This window comes from Chryseobacterium barbadense (assembly GCF_042849955.1).
Taxonomy (GTDB): domain Bacteria; phylum Bacteroidota; class Bacteroidia; order Flavobacteriales; family Weeksellaceae; genus Chryseobacterium.
Genome location: NZ_BAAFHL010000020.1, coordinates 38,877 through 57,249, shown reverse-complemented (window position 1 = coordinate 57,249; position 18,373 = coordinate 38,877). Strand labels below are relative to the sequence as shown.

General features: G+C 37.4%; 17 protein-coding genes. 5 read left to right on the top strand and 12 right to left on the bottom strand.

Annotated features, from left to right (window positions below):
• Both ACGHIN_RS09790 and ACGHIN_RS09785 read right to left on the bottom strand, forming a co-directional pair.
• A partial coding sequence (locus ACGHIN_RS09790; protein WP_390452938.1) for a serine hydrolase domain-containing protein occupies nucleotides 1–300 on the bottom strand: 300 nt, incomplete at its 3' end.
• A 92-nt stretch (nucleotides 301–392) separates the two neighbouring features.
• Complete coding sequence (locus tag ACGHIN_RS09785; RefSeq protein WP_390452936.1) at nucleotides 393–2,000, bottom strand: fumarate hydratase; 1,608 nt, start codon at nucleotides 1,998–2,000, stop codon at nucleotides 393–395.
• A 137-nt stretch (nucleotides 2,001–2,137) separates the two neighbouring features.
• Here ACGHIN_RS09785 and fumC point away from each other — a divergent pair, with 137 nt between their 5' ends.
• Nucleotides 2,138–3,532, top strand: coding sequence for a class II fumarate hydratase (gene fumC, locus ACGHIN_RS09780; protein WP_390452934.1), 1,395 nt, complete (start codon nucleotides 2,138–2,140; stop codon nucleotides 3,530–3,532).
• 57 nt (nucleotides 3,533–3,589) lie between these two features.
• Here the strand turns inward: fumC and ACGHIN_RS09775 are convergent, their stop codons facing one another.
• From ACGHIN_RS09775 to ACGHIN_RS09735, 9 genes are all read right to left on the bottom strand, one after another.
• Nucleotides 3,590–5,218 (bottom strand): ArnT family glycosyltransferase, encoded by a 1,629-nt coding sequence (locus tag ACGHIN_RS09775; RefSeq protein ID WP_390452932.1) that lies wholly within the window; start codon nucleotides 5,216–5,218, stop codon nucleotides 3,590–3,592.
• 138 nt (nucleotides 5,219–5,356) lie between these two features.
• Entirely contained in the window at nucleotides 5,357–6,079 is a 723-nt protein-coding gene (locus tag ACGHIN_RS09770) for an ABC transporter ATP-binding protein (protein WP_390452930.1), read from the bottom strand.
• Between the two features lie 4 nt (nucleotides 6,080–6,083).
• Nucleotides 6,084–7,550, bottom strand: a complete 1,467-nt coding sequence (locus tag ACGHIN_RS09765; protein ID WP_390452928.1) for a DUF5687 family protein — start codon at nucleotides 7,548–7,550, stop codon at nucleotides 6,084–6,086.
• Nucleotides 7,551–7,600: 50 nt separating this feature from the next.
• Nucleotides 7,601–9,250, bottom strand: coding sequence for a DNA repair protein RecN (locus ACGHIN_RS09760; RefSeq protein ID WP_390452926.1), 1,650 nt, complete (start codon nucleotides 9,248–9,250; stop codon nucleotides 7,601–7,603).
• A gap of 81 nt (nucleotides 9,251–9,331) precedes the next feature.
• The gene (gene porD, locus ACGHIN_RS09755) at nucleotides 9,332–10,234 is read right to left on the bottom strand and encodes a type IX secretion system protein PorD (protein WP_390452925.1); all 903 of its coding nucleotides are present in this window, start codon (nucleotides 10,232–10,234) and stop codon (nucleotides 9,332–9,334) included.
• Between the two features lie 37 nt (nucleotides 10,235–10,271).
• Nucleotides 10,272–11,477: a bifunctional phosphopantothenoylcysteine decarboxylase/phosphopantothenate--cysteine ligase CoaBC gene (gene coaBC, locus ACGHIN_RS09750; protein WP_390452924.1), complete on the bottom strand. Its 1,206-nt coding sequence runs from the start codon at nucleotides 11,475–11,477 to the stop codon at nucleotides 10,272–10,274.
• Between the two features lie 114 nt (nucleotides 11,478–11,591).
• Nucleotides 11,592–11,915 carry a DNA-directed RNA polymerase subunit omega gene (locus ACGHIN_RS09745; protein WP_123264213.1) on the bottom strand — a complete coding sequence of 108 codons (324 nt, stop codon included), beginning with the start codon at nucleotides 11,913–11,915 and terminating at the stop codon, nucleotides 11,592–11,594.
• A gap of 41 nt (nucleotides 11,916–11,956) precedes the next feature.
• Nucleotides 11,957–12,952, bottom strand: coding sequence for an outer membrane protein assembly factor BamD (locus ACGHIN_RS09740; protein WP_390452923.1), 996 nt, complete (start codon nucleotides 12,950–12,952; stop codon nucleotides 11,957–11,959).
• A 98-nt stretch (nucleotides 12,953–13,050) separates the two neighbouring features.
• On the bottom strand, nucleotides 13,051–13,680 hold the full coding sequence (locus tag ACGHIN_RS09735) for a TetR/AcrR family transcriptional regulator (protein WP_390452922.1): 630 nt from the start codon (nucleotides 13,678–13,680) through the stop codon (nucleotides 13,051–13,053).
• A 97-nt stretch (nucleotides 13,681–13,777) separates the two neighbouring features.
• Between ACGHIN_RS09735 and ACGHIN_RS09730 the strand changes: the two genes are divergently transcribed.
• The 4 genes from ACGHIN_RS09730 (at nucleotide 13,778) to ACGHIN_RS09715 (ending at nucleotide 16,285) form a co-directional block, all read left to right on the top strand.
• Entirely contained in the window at nucleotides 13,778–14,404 is a 627-nt protein-coding gene (locus ACGHIN_RS09730; protein ID WP_390452920.1) for a TatD family hydrolase, read from the top strand.
• Nucleotides 14,397–15,122: a tRNA threonylcarbamoyladenosine dehydratase gene (locus ACGHIN_RS09725; RefSeq protein WP_390452918.1), complete on the top strand. Its 726-nt coding sequence runs from the start codon at nucleotides 14,397–14,399 to the stop codon at nucleotides 15,120–15,122. The genes ACGHIN_RS09730 and ACGHIN_RS09725 overlap by 8 nt, the downstream gene beginning before the upstream one ends.
• Nucleotides 15,123–15,182: 60 nt before the next feature.
• Entirely contained in the window at nucleotides 15,183–15,557 is a 375-nt protein-coding gene (gene rnpA, locus ACGHIN_RS09720; RefSeq protein ID WP_390452916.1) for a ribonuclease P protein component, read from the top strand.
• 122 nt (nucleotides 15,558–15,679) lie between these two features.
• The gene (locus ACGHIN_RS09715) at nucleotides 15,680–16,285 is read left to right on the top strand and encodes a DUF4126 domain-containing protein (protein WP_390452914.1); all 606 of its coding nucleotides are present in this window, start codon (nucleotides 15,680–15,682) and stop codon (nucleotides 16,283–16,285) included.
• A gap of 62 nt (nucleotides 16,286–16,347) precedes the next feature.
• On the opposite strand, the gene ACGHIN_RS09710 is transcribed toward ACGHIN_RS09715, so the two are convergent.
• Nucleotides 16,348–18,372: a hypothetical protein gene (locus tag ACGHIN_RS09710; RefSeq protein ID WP_390452912.1), complete on the bottom strand. Its 2,025-nt coding sequence runs from the start codon at nucleotides 18,370–18,372 to the stop codon at nucleotides 16,348–16,350.
• Nucleotide 18,373 lies beyond the last annotated feature (1 nt).

Below are 18,373 nucleotides of genomic sequence, written 5' to 3'. Positions count from 1 at the left end.
GTCATTTACTTGTAATTTCCCCTGTGATTCCAGTATCAGAATTGAAATGGCAGTAAATTGTTTAGTCATGGACCCAATTTGGAAAACATTCTGTGGAGTCATATTGACATCCAACTCCAGATTCGCCTTCCCGAATGCTTTTTCAAATAGTGTTTTTCCTTTTTTTGTGACCAGAAAAACGCCACCCGGGTCATTTTGATCATGGAATTCTTTCTGAATAATACTATCTATTTTTTTATTAAGCTGAGCAAAAGAAAAAGTAGAAACAACAAATAATAAAGTGAGTAAGATTTTTTTCATAATAAAGCTACTTTGTATTTCAAATGTACATATTATTCATGTACCATGCAATACAAAGTAGCTTGTTTTAATATAAATATTTTATCTTGCTCTTAGTGCGCTAAATCTGCAAAGAAATCGTTCCCTTTATCATCGGTGATGATAAATGCAGGGAAGTCTTTCACTTCAATTTTTCTTACAGCCTCCATTCCTAATTCAGGGAAATCCACCACATCTACAGATACGATGTTTTCTTTTGCCAGAATAGCAGCAGGGCCACCGATAGATCCTAAATAGAACCCTCCATACTTATTACATGCATTCGTCACATCTTTGCTTCTGTTTCCTTTTGCCAACATGATCATGCTTCCGCCATGACTTTGAAATTCATCCACATATACATCCATTCTTCCCGCAGTTGTTGGTCCGAAACTTCCTGAAGCCATTCCCTCCGGAGTTTTTGCCGGTCCGGCGTAATAAATCGGGTGGTTTTTGAAATATTCCGGCATGGGTTTTCCGCTGTCCAGAATTTCTTTGATTTTTGCGTGGGCAATATCTCTGGCAACAATTAAAGTTCCGTTCAGTTTTAATCTTGTTTTGATTGGATATTTGGAAAGTTCTGCCAGAATTTCAGGCATTGGCTTGTTCAAATCAATTTCAACCGCTTCCTCCAGGTGTGGCGGAGTATCTGGCAAAAATCTTTTAGGATCCTGTTCCAGTTGTTCAAGGAAAATCCCTTCTTTGGTGATCTTTCCTTTGATATTTCTATCTGCTGAACATGAAACACCCATTCCAACAGGACAAGAAGCCGCGTGGCGAGGAAGTCTGATCACTCTAACGTCGTGAGTCAGGTATTTACCTCCAAACTGCGCTCCGATAGCACTTTCTTGACAGATTTTCTGAACTTTGGCTTCCCATTCAAGATCTCTGAAAGCCTGTCCTGCTTCATTTCCTTCCGTCGGAAGATGATCATAATATTTGGCTGATGCTTTTTTCACCGCCGCTAAATTGGCTTCCGCAGAAGTTCCGCCAATAACCAAAGCCAAGTGGTATGGCGGACAGGCAGCTGTTCCTAAATCTGAAATTTTATCTTTGATGAATTCTTCAAGAGATTTTTCGTTCAATAAAGATTTTGTCTTTTGGTAAAGGAAAGTTTTGTTGGCTGAACCTCCTCCTTTCGTCAAGAATAAAAATTCATAGTAATCTCCTTTTTTAGCATAAATATCAATCTGTGCCGGAAGGTTTGATCCGGAATTCTTCTCATCAAACATGGTTAAAGGGACCACCTGAGAATATCTTAAGTTTCTTTTCTGATAGGTATTGAAAATTCCTTTACTTAAATATTCCCCATCATCAACTCCCGTATATACATTCTCTCCTTTTTTACCCATTACGATCGCTGTTCCCGTATCCTGGCAAGAAGGCAAAGCTCCTTCGGCAGCAACCGCAGCATTTTGTAACAAATTATAGGCAACAAATCTGTCATTATCTGTTGCTTCAGGATCATCAATAATTCTTCTAAGACTTTCCAGGTGGGAAGAACGAAGCATGAAAGAAACGTCTGCCATGGCTTCTTCAGCCAACAGCTCAAGACCTTTCGGGTCTATGGCTAGAATTTCCCTGTCTCCAAGCTTTTCAACTTTTACATAATCTGATGTAAGTTTCTTGTATACCGTATCATCTTTCTGAATCGGATACGGATCCTGATATCTAAAATCCATTCTACTTTTCTTTGGGTGCAAAAATACGGCTTACTAAAAAAACATGAGTAAAATCAGTGACTCAGATTGATATTTATAATGATTATAAATTGTGAAATTTTCATGTTATGACTAACTTTATAAAAATTTCAATCACAATGAATTACAGAATAGAAAAAGACACCATGGGTGAGGTGCAGGTTCCCGCAGATAAGTTTTGGGGTGCTCAAACGGAACGTTCAAGAAATAATTTTAAGATTGGTCCTGAAGGCTCTATGCCCCATGAAATTATCGAAGCCTTTGCTTATTTAAAGAAAGCAGCAGCTTATACCAATACAGATTTAGGGGTTCTTCCTATTGAAAAAAGAGATATGATCGCTAAAGTTTGTGACGAAATTCTGGAAGGAAAGCTGAATGATCAGTTTCCGTTGGTCATCTGGCAAACCGGTTCGGGAACTCAATCGAACATGAATGTGAATGAAGTGATTTCCAACAAAGCCCATGTAAATAACGGCGGAATTTTGGGAGGCCATTCAGAAGTTCATCCAAATGATGATGTAAACAAATCTCAGTCATCTAACGATACTTATCCGACAGCAATGCATATCGCTGCTTATAAAAAAGTAGTGGAGGTAACGATTCCTGCGGTTGAAAAATTAAAAAATACTTTAGCAGAAAAGGTGATTGCCTTTAAAGATATCGTAAAGATCGGAAGAACGCATTTGATGGATGCCACTCCGTTGACTTTGGGACAGGAATTTTCAGGATATGTCGCTCAATTGGAATTCGGATTGAGAGCTTTAAAAAATACGTTACCACATCTTTCCGAGCTTGCTTTAGGTGGCACAGCCGTGGGAACGGGTTTGAACACTCCGCAAGGTTATGATGTAAAAGTAGCTGAATATATTGCACAATTTACCAATCTTCCTTTCATCACAGCAGAAAATAAGTTTGAAGCCTTGGCAGCACACGACGCCATTGTTGAATCTCATGGAGCTCTTAAGCAACTGGCTGTTTCCCTATTCAAAATTGCTCAGGATATCAGGCTATTGGCTTCGGGGCCACGTTCCGGGATCGGGGAAATCTATATCCCTGAAAATGAACCCGGCTCATCCATTATGCCGGGAAAAGTAAATCCGACTCAAAATGAAGCGATGACAATGGTTTGTGCACAGGTGTTAGGAAATGACACGACTATTTCTTTTGCAGGAACTCAGGGAAATTATGAGCTGAATGTTTTCAAACCCGTAATGGCCTATAACTTTTTACAGTCTGCCCAGTTAATTGCGGACGCATGCATCTCCTTCAATGATCATTGCGCAGTAGGAATTGAGCCAAATCGTGAAAGAATTAAAGAATTGGTGGATAAATCCTTAATGCTTGTTACGGCCTTAAATACACATATTGGGTATGAAAATGCGGCTAAAATCGCCAAAACCGCTCATAAAAACGGAACTACCTTAAAAGAAGAAGCCATTAATCTCGGATTATTGACCGCCGAACAGTTTGATGAATGGGTAAAACCTGAAGATATGGTAGGAAGCCTGAAATAGTAATTTTCAGTAAGTATAGAGTAAATGTTAGAAAAAACCTCGGAAATCTGAGGTTTTTTATTGTTCTATTTTAACGATATAGTAATTTTCCAACTGTTTTTGGCGTGTTTCGGGGTTGAGGAATTTCAGGGAAAGTTTAGTGATTCTGTAATTGTTCTCTCTTTTGATCAGTGTGTATTTTTTATGTATATTTTTTACATCTTCCTGACAGATAATTAAATAATCCCCTGCTTTCACCTGATCAATTTCAATTCTTGGTGTGTTATGATGCGTGTAAAAATCAAAATTCCAGATTCCATAATTTTTAGGGACAACAACCCTTTCGGGATTGATGTGGTGTTTTTTGACAAACTCCGCAAGCTTAAGGCTGCCCTGATACTGGGTAAGAATGGGATAAAACTGGGTATTGAGATAGATATTTACAAAAATCGTGAAGAGAAAGGACACCAGGATAAATTTACGGAACAGGTTATCTTTTTTGAAAATATAAAAAAGTAAAATCCCAATCACCGCCAAAACCAATACAAACATTAGAGGATGAGGAATCCTTGTAAAGAAATAGGTAAGTAATCCGATTCCAATAATGCTTGAAAAGATAACAACAACCTGAATGGTATATAGTACTTTCATGGTTTTTATTTTCCTTTTGCTGATCAGGTCAAAAATATAATACGCCACGAAGATGGAGATAATGGCAATTAATCCGTTCAGATAATGAGGAAGCTTGAACTTGGAATAGGAAAACAGAAAAATCGTTACCCAGAATCCTCCGATGGTAAGAAATTCAGGCGTAATATTCCTGCAAAACAAGGTTCGGAAGGATAATACCGTTTTATCGATAATTCCTGTATAAAATAACAGCGAGAAAGGAAGAAATACCCACAACAAGGTGTGGAAAAAGAAAAAATAATCCGAGTTGGTTTCTCCAAATCCGTTAGCCGTTAACCGATTATAACTCTGATTGAACAATATAAAGCTAATCCCTTCATTTCCAAACTGATAATAATACGCATAGAAAATAGGCAGGACTCCTACGGCAAAAAAGAGGATCAGCAGGAAAATTCTTTTATGGAAAGCTCTTTTCCATTCTCCCGAAAAAGCGAGATACGATATGATACATAATCCTATAATCGCCAACGCCATCATTCCTTTGGAGGAAAATGCCATTGCAGTTCCAAATCCGGACAATACCGCAGCCGAAATTTTATGCGTTTTAATAAAATAGACCAGCTGCCAAATTGAAAATATGATGAATCCTGTAAGAACAGCATCCGTTCTTACATCATGAGCGGAAAGGATAATGGTTTGTGAAGAAAGAAATATTAATGAAGCCAGGTAACTGAGATTTTCATTTTTATAGAGAAGATACGCCAGTTTTTTTGTGGAATAAGCCGCCAGAATAATAGATAGGAATGCAGGAATTCTATACGTAAAATCATTGATCCCGAAAATCTTCATGAAAAAAGCGGACAGCCAGAAATGCAGATGGGGCTTATCCAAATAAGGAGCATCTCCTTTGTAAAGTTCGAGAAAATTATTGCTGAGTGTCATCCTCATCGCCATGGAAGCATGCTGCGCAGAATCATTTTCCATCAGGGGAATGAACAGCCCGGAAATATAAACTATCGCGAAAGACAGATAAAGCAAAACAATCTGCTGTTGGGTAAGGATATTTTTGGGTATCATAACTTGCCTTTTTGAACTTCAGTGACAGGGTAAAGTTAGATACAGTATTGTCCCTACTACTTTTAGAAATCTTTAATTTTTCTTTACATTTTTAAGAATGAAAAGAATCGGGCGGAAATAAATTTCCGCCCGATTCTTTTAGCTGTTTGCATAATTGGCTGTAACCTGGTCTGCAAAATATTGTTCAAGTTCCCGTAATGTTTCCGGGTTCGTTTGGATATCTTTTACAAGTTGTCCTTTATTCACCACTACAATTCTGTTGCAGACTTCCGTGGTGTGAGACAGATCATGGCTTGATATTAAGAACGTTACGCCTTCCTGCTTGGATAACTCTTTAATGAGATTTTTCAGTTTGATCTGTGTGGAAGGGTCAAGATTGGCAAACGGCTCATCCAGAATGATAATTTCAGGGTTTCCGATGATAGCGCCTACAATTCCTACTTTTTTCTGATTCCCTTTCGATAAATCACGGACATATTTCCCAGAGTTTAAAATTTCCCCGTTAAAAAGATCATGAAATTGTTTTAAAAACTCATCTACCGTTGCTTTGTTTTGACCTCTCAATTCTCCGATGAAATAAAAATATTCTTCCGGAGTCAGATAGCCGATCAGGAAAGTATCATCTACAAAAGCGGAGACTTTGCTTTTCCATGCTTCGGATTCGCTGACTTTGATTCCGTCTATGCTTACAGATCCTGTTGTCGCCTGGATCAAATCAAGCATTAAGCTGAAAAGGGTTGTTTTTCCTGCTCCGTTATTTCCAACCAGCCCGAAAGTTTCTCCATTTGGGATTTCAAGATGCTCAATATTAAGAACAGTTGCCGTTCCGTATGTTTTGGATAGATTATTTATAGTGATCATTATATTAATTTTTAGATTTGAATGCGTCTAAAGTACTGTACTTCTCTGCTTTATATTGTTTTACGATAATATCAAAAATTTTCTCACGGAGTAAAAACCCGATCAGACCTAAAATAGTGATACTCACTACTCCGCCCGTCATTCCGAAGAAATATTTTGTGATTCCGAAAACAGCCATCGGTAAAAGCATTTTAGGAATCAGTAATAATAGGGCTTTCATACTGAAGCTGTTTTTCTGTCCTATTCTTTTTTCTTTAGAATTCAGATCGATCTGGGTTTTGTTAAACGCTCCCGACCAAAGCGTAAATTGAGAATTCACACCCATATTATAAAGTCCTGCCGCAAAGAAGGTAATATACAATTCCCAACCGAAATAAGCATAAAATAAGGCTACAACAATGGATACAGCCGTTACGATATTCATCAGCCACCATTTTGCTTTCAAATATTCCTTGTAAGGAACGTTCAAGGTCATCATTAAAGGATAATATGAACTATCGAAAGATGGCACTCTCTGCCCGAACAGAAACTGAAAACCTCCTGTCACAAACAATCCCATAAACATCATCATATACGAAGTTTTGTATACCGAAGATGTAAAAATCAGCAAGCCGTAAAAAATGAACAGAAAGCTTCCCAGTAAAACCCCTTTAGTAACTTTATTTCTTCTGAGCATTTTAATATCATTGTTGATAAAGCTTCCAAGAACGCCATATTTGTTTAAGAAAGCGATATTTTCTGTCTTCCCCACTGTTTTCTTTGCTTCAAGTCCCTGGTCAAGATAAAATTCCTGATACACATTCCTGAAACATATTCTCCATAATCCTAAAAATAACATGATTGACAGCACCGCAAAATAAGGTCTTTCATAAAAGTTGTAAAAGAGTCTTTCTGTATACGATAATAAAGGAATAATGTTGTAATAGGTAAGAATTCCCAACACCGTAAAAATACTTCCTACAATAATGGCAATCGTTTCCTTATCATTAAAAAGGATATTGATAAAATTATTGAGATAAAAAAGCAGGGAAGCTCCTATTACCCATGCAAACGTTCCTAATATTCCATATCCATTAAACATACAGATGCCTGCAAACGTAATTAAAAAGAAGGAGTTCAGCCAGCTGAATGCCGATAAGAACGTTTTGATCAGCATATAATTGACCAATGTTTTCTTGGGAACATTAAGCGTGAGAAATGGCTTAATATTCTGAGTCGGCATTTCCTGCCAAAGATATTTGACGATAAGATCCAAAACCCAGGCTATGATCAGATATCTGGAAACAATTTTCAAGGGGTCTGCGTACATTTCTTCCTGTATGTAAAAGAAAGCAACAAATGCTCCTATTACTAAACATGCAATGAAATAAACAATTCCCATCAACCTGAGAATTTTCATTGCCAGATTAATGCCTACTGAAGTACCGCGAAAAAAACTTTTTATTTCTAATCTGAGGAACTTAAAAAACATAGTTTACTTTTTTACATTAGTAAATGTAATGTAAAATATGTTACAGCTTTTTAACCAATTAATTCTTTCGCCTGTGCTAAAGCGGCTTCCGTAATTTTACTTCCGGAGAGAAGTTGGGCAATTTCGTTGAGCTTTTCTTCCTCACTTAATGGAATAATGGTAGATTGTGTTTTCCCGGAAACATCCTGTTTGATCACCTTATAGTTATTATTTCCTTTGGCGGCTACCTGAGCAAGATGAGAAATCACAATAAGCTGCATGTCTCGGGACATTTCACGCATCAGATTTCCTATCTCTTCTGCTACTTTTCCGGAAACTCCGGTATCAATTTCATCTAAAATAAGTGTTGGGAGCTCATCACTTTCTGCAATGATCTTTTTCACCGCTAACATCACTCTTGATCTTTCCCCACCTGAAATAGCTGTTTGAATGGGCTTTAAAGGAAATCCTGAATTCGCCTGAAACAATAACTGGATATTTTCTTTCCCAAACAAATTGAAATCTGTGGTATTCTGAAGCTCAATATCCACTCTCGCTTTTTCAAGACCCAGTTTTTTAAGGAGTTCTTCCGCTTTTTTGATGAAATCCGGAATGCTCTTTTTTCTGTTTTTGGATAATTTTTCAGCTAAAATTTGAAGATTTTTTGATTTTTTAGCAATATTTTCTTCGATTTCTGCAATCAGGCCTTCAATTTCAGACGCTCCTTTTTGTTCTCCAGCCAACTCATCTCTGATTTCTTTCAGTTCATGAATATCCGAAACATTATGTTTGAGGAATAAGGCATTAATTTTATTATTGAGATCAGATAACAGCGTTAACGCTTCAGGATTGATCTCTATCTTTTCCGATTCGTTTTCAAGTTCGGAAATAATATCTTTTAGCTCTACAAAAGAGGTCTCCATTCTCTCATCCAGCTCAGAAAACGCTGATGAAACTTCGGAAATTTTGGAAAGCTTATTTTTCGCTTCATTAAAAAAAGACAGGATTCCGATTTCTTCCTGATGGAATCTCGATAAAATTTGTCCAAGATTTTCAGAGATCATTTCAGCATTTTCCTGAATGGAAAGCTGGTTTTGCAAATCTTCATAGTCTACGTCATCCAACCTCAGCTCTTCAAGCTCGTTTAATAAAAACTGTTTATAATCGCTCTCTTTATTATTTTCAAAAAGCTGGGATTGTAGTCTTTTAAGCTGTGTTTTCAGGCTTTGAAATTCAGAAAACTCATATTGATAGTCTTCTATGATCTTTTTATTATCCGAAAGTCCGTCAATAATTTTAAACTGATATTCTGAAGTAAAAAGATTGGAGGTTTCAAACTGGGAATGGATATCGATAAGCTGGGAAGAAAGTTCTTTCAACACATCCAGAGTTACCGGAACGTCATTGATAAAAGCCCGTGATTTTCCCGAAGGCAGGATTTCCCTACGGATAATGGTCTGATGTTCATAATCCAGATCATTTTCGATAAAGAATTTTTTGAACTGGTTATGAAGTGCAAATTCTGTTTCCACGATGCTTTTTTCATCGGTATTGGAAATGGACTTCACATCTGCTCTTTCACCCAAAATAAGCCGCAAAGCTCCCAAAATAATGGATTTACCTGCTCCCGTTTCCCCGGTTATCACTTGTAAACCGTTATGCAATGATACTTCAAGGGTATCAATCAAAGCAAAATTTTTAATGTAAATTCTCGAAAGCATGAATCAGTAGCAGATTACGTTAGGTCCTGCAAATATAGAACTTTAGAATTCAGAATTCAATAGAAGAAAACGAAGGTTTTGTTATTTCCACTTATTCCATTTAGACTCGGTATTCTTTGGTGAGAAGGTGATCATAAGCTGTTTCAGATCATTCAATATAATTCCACCGTTATTTCCTGTATTGAAAATATTGAAGATCTCATCGCTTTTATTATCCAGGAAAAGATTGATGAAATAATTCTGCTGGAATGAGTTTTCATAGGTTTTCAGCTGCATCAAGGCATTAAAGATAATCTTTTTTGCCGCTGCTTGATCCTGATTGAATAAATTATCCAGCCCGGCACGATGATATGTGTATATAATGGAACGCAACTGACTTAAATTAGGGTTTACAATCTCCCCGATTAAAATAGCACGACTTCTTGGCTCATTGATCTGGCTCCATCCTTCATACCCCCTATTCTGGGCATTCTGAGCGATCTGCTGTGCTTTTGCAAACCATTGCGATCCTGCCATAGACTGGAAGCTGTCTGCATCATAACCCAAGATCAGATAAACATAAAAACTGATAACATCAATTAAGTTTTTACCTGAAAACTGCCTTTCATTGAAGATCAGGTTCTCATTTTCCACATATTCGAAAGCAAACTTAGTATCCTGAAGGTTAAGCAAAGGAGATTCGTACGTTGTATTATATACCGGACGAACAGCCTGAACTACAATTCTTCCTTTATATCTGTTCCCATCTTTTTCATCGATCACTATAGCAAAGTTTGATTTCACTTTTTCAAAGTTCTGAAGCTTTTTCCCCGTCCAGCTTGTATTGTTGATAAAATCTCTGAGGCTTTTCTCCAATGCTTTGTAAGCCTGCTGGTTACTTCCTCCCAACAATTGGGAATTTACCTGCACCGTGGCCAGGATTTCCTGAGAAAAACTGATATTATATAGGAAAAGCAGTAAAAATAAGCTTATGATCTTTTTCATTCTGTTAGTAAAAATTGAGAACGGAAATTTATTAAAATTATTTTAAAATCTGAGTTTCAACAAAGTTGAGAATATCTTTTGCTACATCATCCTTAGATTTCAGGTCAAATTCCTTTCTTTCCGCCTTAGTAAATATTTTTATTTTGTTGGTATCGTTTTTAAAGCCGGCACCTTCATCACGAAGAGAATTCAGCACGATCATATCCAGGTTTTTCTTTTCCAGCTTTCCTTTGGCATTTTCTTCTTCATTCTGGGTTTCCAAAGCAAAACCTACTAAAAACTGATGCGATTTTTTCTCGCCCATCGTTTTAAGGATATCCGGATTTTTAACCAGTTCAATGGTCAAATTATCGTCGTTCTTTTTAATTTTTTCCTTGGCAACTTCTTTCGGTGCATAATCTGCAACCGCTGCACTTGCAATGGCAATATCAACATTTTCATAAAACTCAAATACTTTTGCAAGCATTTCTTTTGCCGAAGTAACCCTGTACAGGTCCACATTATTGTCATTAATCACCTGAGAACTCGGTCCTGAAATCAAGATTACCTTTGCCCCTCTTTTGGAAGCCTCTTCGGCTAATGAAAATCCCATCTTCCCCGATGAATGGTTTCCAATGAATCTTACCGGATCAATGGCTTCATAAGTGGGCCCTGCAGTAATCAAAACCGTTTTTCCTTCAAGGGTTTTATTTGTATTTTCTGAAGTAAAGAAATCTTCTACTGTTTTAACAATGGTTTCCGGTTCCGCCATTCTCCCCTGCCCGATTAAGCCACTTGCCAATTCTCCGTTTTCTGCAGGAATAATAAGGTGTCCATAATCTTCTGCCAATTCCAGGTTCTGCTTTGTAGACGGATGTTGGTACATATCCAGATCCATTGCCGGAGCAATAAAAACAGGACATTTAGCAGACATATATGTCGCAATAACCAAATTGTCACACATTCCGTGTACCATCTTAGCTAACGTATTGGCTGTACATGGGGCAACGATCATTACATCTGCCCATAATGCCATTTCCACATGGCTGTTCCATGTTCCGTTATCACTGTAAAAGTCTGTGTAAACAGGTTTTTTGGATAAAGTAGATAAGCTGAGTTTGGTAACGAAGTGTTCTGCATCAGGAGTCATAATCACCTGAACTTCGGCTCCTTTCTTCACAAAATCCCTGATCAGAAAATGTATCTTATATGCAGCAATTCCTCCAGAAACGGCAATAAGGATCTTTTTTCCGGAAACACCCATGTAGTTTTAATTTTAGAATACTAAATTACTTATTTTTTCTCAGGTTCAGAAACAGCAAAGGTCATAAAAGAGTTTATTCCTTTACGACCTTCGGTTTATAATACTACAGAAAAATTATTTTCTGTCTTCTGTTTTTCTGAAATAGATATCTTCATTCATCCATTCTTCAATAGCAATTGAAGTCGGCTTCGGAAGTTTTTCATAATGCTTGGAGATCTCAATCTGCTCTCTGTTTTCGAACACTTCTTCCAAAGTAGAATTGTGCACTGCAAATTCATCCAGTTTATTATGTAATTCCGTACGGATTTCTGCATTGATCTGCTCTGCTCTCTTTCCCATGATAACAATAGCCTCATAGATTGAACCTACTTTTTCTTCAATCTTATCTCTATCGTAAGTAATTGTATTTACTTCTGCTTTTGTATCTTTTACGCTCATTTTGAGAAATTTATTTTATTTTAAGATGGCAAATTTACGAATTATCTTTGAATTTTGAAAGTAGCGGCCGGAGGAGGTGTTTGAAGCGCTGCACTGTCTCTCTGGATCTGCATTGCCTTCTTTTCTGCATCCACCTGATCTTTCATCTGTTGTTCTGTTTTACTTTTCTCTGCCAGTTTATCCGCTTCTTTTTTCTGCTTAGCCGTTAAAGCCGCAATCCTGGCTTCCGTTTGTTTTTTTACAACCACAAAATCTTTTTTCTCCTTCTCAAGCTTTTCTCTTAAATCCAAAGCTGTTTTAGAGTATTCTGTATTGGGAAGTTCTTTTTCTATCTGTCTTGTAAATGCCAAAGCACTTTCTATACGTTCTTCTTTCAGATCATACACCGAGTGAACTGCCAGCTGATAACGAGATTTTACAATATAGTCATAGATTTTTGCACGAAGTTTTGTACTTGGGAAATCTTCCAATACATTTTCCAACGCCACATTCGCTGCTTTGTAATCACCCATTTTAAAATACTGTCTTGCATTTTCGTATGCTTTAAACTCCAGTTTATAAGACAATTCATCAATAAGCTGACTGATATTTTTAGATCTCTCAGAGTTCGGATAATTATTCAGGAAGTCCTGCAGTTCATTAATAGCCAATTCTGTACTCGACTGATCCAGGTTATAATCCATAGACCCTTCATAATAACAAAGTGCAGACATATAAGCCGCTTCTTCTTTTCTGCTGTCCTGGGGAAAGCTTATCGCAAAGTTTTTGAACTGGTGCCCGGCTAATTTATAGTTTTTGTCGTAATAGTTGGCATATGCAGAGTTGAAAACCACATTCGGAGCATCATCTGTTCCTGCTACAAGGTTCGGAAGCCTGTCATATAGAGCCAGTGCATTTTTCCATTTCTTTTTAGCAAAGTTTTCATTAGCAACTTTCAAAATGTAGTTCTTGTCTGCACTTTTCATGGCTTTATCCTGTTGGCTCACACATGAAGCAACCACCACTGCTGCTAAAAGACCTAAAATATATTTTTTCATAAAAAATTCAACAGTTTCCGGATTTTTCCGATCTACTAATTTGCAAAAATATAACTTTTTTGCCAATACGTTTCTTTTTATGATTATTTAACGTAATTTTAGTCTGCAGCGTATCCCAGAATAGCAAAAACACTGAGTAAGAGATTCATTCTTACTTTTTTTTCAGCTTCTTTTACATAGGTTTCCTCATTTTTGTTGGGAACATATAATTCATAGAAGTTTTTATTGCGGATCACAAAAAGGGTTGACCCAATAATAGTGGTAAGAATATCCTCCGGTTTCGGGGTGAAAGTAAAAACCCCGGAAGCGACCCCTTTTTTGATAACCTCATCCAGTTTTTTGACAAACAGTTGATAGAAATCCAGTAATTCATCTTTAAGATTTTCCGTATGGCGTAATTCCTGAGTGACAAACCCATGGAAATAGTTATACTTGAATAGTTGGGCGACAATATATTTAATGATTTCCTTCATCTGCATTTCCGGCTTGCCGTCTTTAATGGTATCGGCAAATTCAGAAAAATTTTCTCTGGTTTTCAATACTCTGTATTGATAAAGATAGGACATCATTTTCTCTTTGGAACCAAAATAATAAGAGATCATAGCGACATTAATATTGGCTTTGGAACAGATATCCCGGACAGATGTTCCTTCATAACCTTTCATAGCAATAAGCTCTTCGGCAATGTCTAAAATGTGGATTTGTTTTTCCGTAAATTTTTTTCTCATGAAGTGTAGTTTGAGTAAAGTTAAGAAATTTTTAACAGAATTATAAACGTTTGTTTAAGAATTTTACGTTAATCCTAAATAATGAGTATTTTTGACGATGGATTTTTTTGATTTTCACCATCATAAGAAGCATGTCTCGTTTGGGGTTTACAATGTAAATGCCGGGGAGGTTCCTCCGGATCATTTTTACTCCATCGGAATTCATCCTAAAGATATTCTGGTTGATTCTACGGAAAATCAGTTTCAATGGTTACGATACCATCTCTCAGAAAATTGTTTTGCGATCGGAGAATGTGGTTTGGACTCTTTTGTTCCCATAGATCAGTCTATTCAGGAAAATGTTTTTTTAAAACAGATTGAAATTTCCAATGAATTCAGGAAACCGTTAATCATCCATTGTGTAAGAAAATTTTATGAAGTGATCTCGTTCAGAAAAAGGGCGGAACAAGCCATGGTTATTCATGGTTTTAATAAAAAACAGGCTATCGCAGATGACCTGCTGAAAAATAATTTTTATCTGAGTTTTGGAAAAGCAGTTTTGTATAATTTATCTTTGCAGGAAACTTTAAAAACGGTTCCTTTAGATAAGATCTTTTTAGAAACTGACAATGATGATTTTATCATCGGTGAATTGTACCAAAAGGTTTCAGAGATCAAAGGAATTTCTTTGGAAAGGCTTAATGAGCAGATTATAGAAAATTTAGAGACAATAAAAAATGGATAAATACTGGCTGGAAAGAACGGAACTTTTAATTAAGGAAGACGGGATTAAGAAGTTAAGCAACGCTCATATTCTGGTTGTTGGTTTAGGTGGTGTAGGTTCTTTTGCTGCTGAATTCTTAGCAAGAGCCGGAGTAGGGAAAATGACTATTGTAGATGGTGATACTGTGGATATTACCAATATTAACAGGCAGCTTCCGGCGTTACATTCTACCGTTGGACAACATAAAGTGGAAGTGGTTGCGGAAAGGCTTTTAGACATCAACCCTGAACTTAATCTTATCAAAATCAACGAGTTCCTGAATCCGGAAAGAATGGACGAAGTTTTGGATTCGGGAAACTTCGATTATGTCCTGGATTGCATCGACAGTGTAACTCCTAAGCTATGTCTGATTAAATCAGCAAGAAGAAGAAAAATCAAGATCATCAGTTCCATGGGCGCCGGCGGAAAAACCGATCCTAGTAAAGTAATGGTAAGAGACATCAGCAAAACCCACAACTGTTTCCTGGCCAAGCAGGTGAGAAAAAGACTTAAAAAAGAAAAGATCCATAAAGGCTTCCGATGCGTATTTTCTAATGAAATTCAGAACGAGGAAAGTCTAAAAATGACCGACGGGAGCAATTTCAAAAAATCGTTTTACGGAACCATCAGCTTCATTCCCGCTATTTTCGGGTTATATGCAGCGGCAGAAGTGATCAATTACTTAGTGAAAAAAGAATAATTGAAATACCGACTCTCTCAGCATGACATTACTATAAAAACAAACTATTCCGTTCTATAAATGGCTCAATTTAGATATCCCAGAGAAGAAAAGCTCAAAAAAAACAGTGAGATCTCTTTACTTTTTGAAAAAGGTAAATGGAGAACTTCTGGAAATCTGAGAATCATTATTCTTAAGGATAAGCCCAACCATCCTGTTGAAAGCACCAAGTTCGGAGTTTCCGTATCCAAAAGGTATTTTAAAAGAGCCGTCCACAGGAATCGAATCAAAAGATTACTGAGGGAATGTTATCGCCTGCATAAAGATTTATTTAAAGAGACTTTCGGGGAAAAAACCCTTGCAATGATGTTTTGGGTTTCTTCTGAAATGCCACAGAAATTCCAGGAGGCAGAAGACCAGTTTATAAAGCTTTGCGAAGCTCAAAAGAAGGCTTAGCCTTAGCGGAGACTAAACAGATGAAAAATTTGTGAAATCTATGGCCCGAATATATTCTAACCATATCATCAATCTTTGCATACTTTTTGTAACTTTAGGGAAAACAAATACTGAAAATTAAAATGTTAGATCAAGTTCCCTATTTGCCATATGTCATCAGTGCCTTTATCGGTATTGGTCTGGCTGCTGCATCCGGTTTCAGGGTATTTCTCCCGATGTTTGCCGTAAGTTTAGCTTCTTATATGGGCTGGATTCCAATGAATGAGCATTTTCAATGGCTTTCCGGTCTCCCGACACTTATTACCACAGGCATTGCGACTGTCGTGGAGATTTTAGCTTATTATATTCCTTATATTGATCATTTGCTGGATACACTTTCCGTTCCGTTGGCTACAGTGGCCGGATCCGTTTTGTTTGCAAGTCAGTTTGCCGATTTGGGAACTTTTCCGCAGTGGGCATTGGCATTAATTGCAGGGGGAGGAACTGCTGCAGCGATCAGTTCAGGATTTGCGGGAACAAGGGCCGCTTCAACTGCCACTACTGGCGGGATTGGAAATTCTGTAGTGGCTACTACAGAAACAGCAGGTGCAGGAATCATGTCTGTTTTAGCAATGGCCGCACCGGTTATTGCAGCCATCTTTGCTATTATATTGGTGATACTTGTTCTTGTTGTCGGTCGGAAAGCCTGGCGGAAATTGAGAAATAATAAAAAAGTAATCGATACATAAAAAAATCCCGGCTTTCGCCGGGATTTTTTTATGTATCTGGATTTTTCCTGATTCCTTTGAGATTAATTTTTACCTCGGATGTCTTTTATTTCCTGAATTTTAGCTTCAAAATAATCTCTTTTTTCAGGGTGTTTGCCGGCCAGTATCTGGAAAGCATTAATCGCCTTGGTATACAGCTTTTGCTCAAAATAAAGTTTGGCCAGCGTTTCCGTCATTAAGTGCGAAATATCATCCGTTCTTTCTTTTACAACATAGCTGCTTTCGTCTTTGAGCTGAGTGATTTTAGGATTATTTTCAATAAAGGAATCTATAGCTTTGATCTTATTTTCAACTTTTGTTTTTTCAATCTCCTGCGATCTGTCGATCTTCAGCCAGTTTTGCCATGTATTGATAAATCCGGGAACATTGCTATCCTCCATAACAGAAGTTTTAGCGTCTTGTTTTGGCGTTTCTTTAACCTCTTTCTCAGGTTCTTCTTTCTGCTCTTTTTGAGGCTCGTTAATTGCCCAGTTTGAGCTGAAGAAAGAAACATTCATTACCGGAACTTCTTCCCGTTTTCTATCTTCATTCTCCATTTTTGGAGCTTCCTTATCTTCTTTAAGCTCTTCTGTATTCTTTTCGAATTTTTCAGACTGGTCTTCGATCAATTCCGGTATATTTTCTAAAAGAGGCAGAATGCTTTTCTGTTTTGGCGGTTCAATAACGGCTTCAACCTCAGGAGCAGCAATTTCAACAGGCTTAGGTTTATTGATGAGTGAGTCCGGAACGTTGGATTCAAAGTTCATCGGCTTCCATGTTGTTTTAATTTCTTCCTTAGCCTCGACAACATGAGATTCTTGAACGGCAGACTGTGCATTTGGAGAAGTTTCCGGCTTGATGTTTTCAGGCTGACTCTCTTTTACCTCATCTTTTATTTCCGTCTTCTGTTCTGAAATAACCTCAAAACTTTGAGTTTCTGCAAAATTGATGTCATGACTTTGAATTTCAGGCTCAGCTTTCTCTTTTTCAGGAGAAGTTCCCTTTTTAGCCTTCATTTTTTTCTCCACTTCTTCAATCAGGCGCCTCATCTCTTCTTCATGTTTATTGACAGAAGGCCTGGAGACATCATGTTTTGCTGTTTCAGCAGAAGGAGTAGACTGGATCGTCACCCCGGGCAGGAATGATTCTAATCCATGGAAGCTTAGTTCTTCATCATCACGGACTGATCTTTTTTCTTGCTCTGAAGAAATTTCTTCTTCATTGATGATCTTTTCCGGTGTAAAGTCTGCAACACCTTCCTGTTTTTTCTTTTCTTCCGGATTCTCCTTTATTTCTTCCTTGTTCGCCTGAACTGTAACTTCGGGAAGGAATGATTCTGTTTCATGGAAACTTAGCTCTGCAGGATCGGTGATCTCTTCTTTTTCTTCCTTTGAAGAAATCTTTTCTTCTTCAATGATGGTTTCAGGAGTAAAGGAATGCCCTTCCAGAGGTTTTTCAGGTGCCTGCTTTTCTTCGGAACTGTCTTCTTTTAATGGTTCGACAGATTCCTGCAGGCTTATTTCTTCGGCTTTCTCCTGTTTTTGGGTAACAATAATTCCGGATTCGAATGTTGATTCCAGATCGATGGTTTCCCGATTATCGTCTTCAAGGAAATTCTCTTCTCCTTCAAATAGAATCCTGTTTCTTTCTCCGTTTACATAAATGTGCTTAACTTCAGGCTGTGGTTTAGCCATTAAGCATGCAGCTTCTTCAAACCGTTTCTCTGAAGATTTTTTATCTTCAATGACAGGTTCTTCTGCAGGAAGGTTTTCCTTTTCCCGGACAGGCTCTGAAATTTCTTCTTTTCTTTCAACGATTTCTGGCTTCGGCTGTGGTTGAGCCTTACCGTTAATTAATTGATACAGAATTTTTTTATCGGTAGTATAAGCTGCTGTAACGGAAAGTTCTCTCTGATAGTTTTCTTTATCATAAAGGTGAATTCCGTATAAATGAAGTGCTCTTATATTTTGAATATAGGGAAAGGAACTGATCTCCTCTTTCAGAAGTCCTAAGTCTTCTGACTGAATGTTTTTCGGGTTTTTTAATAATTCTAAAACTCTTGGATTCATG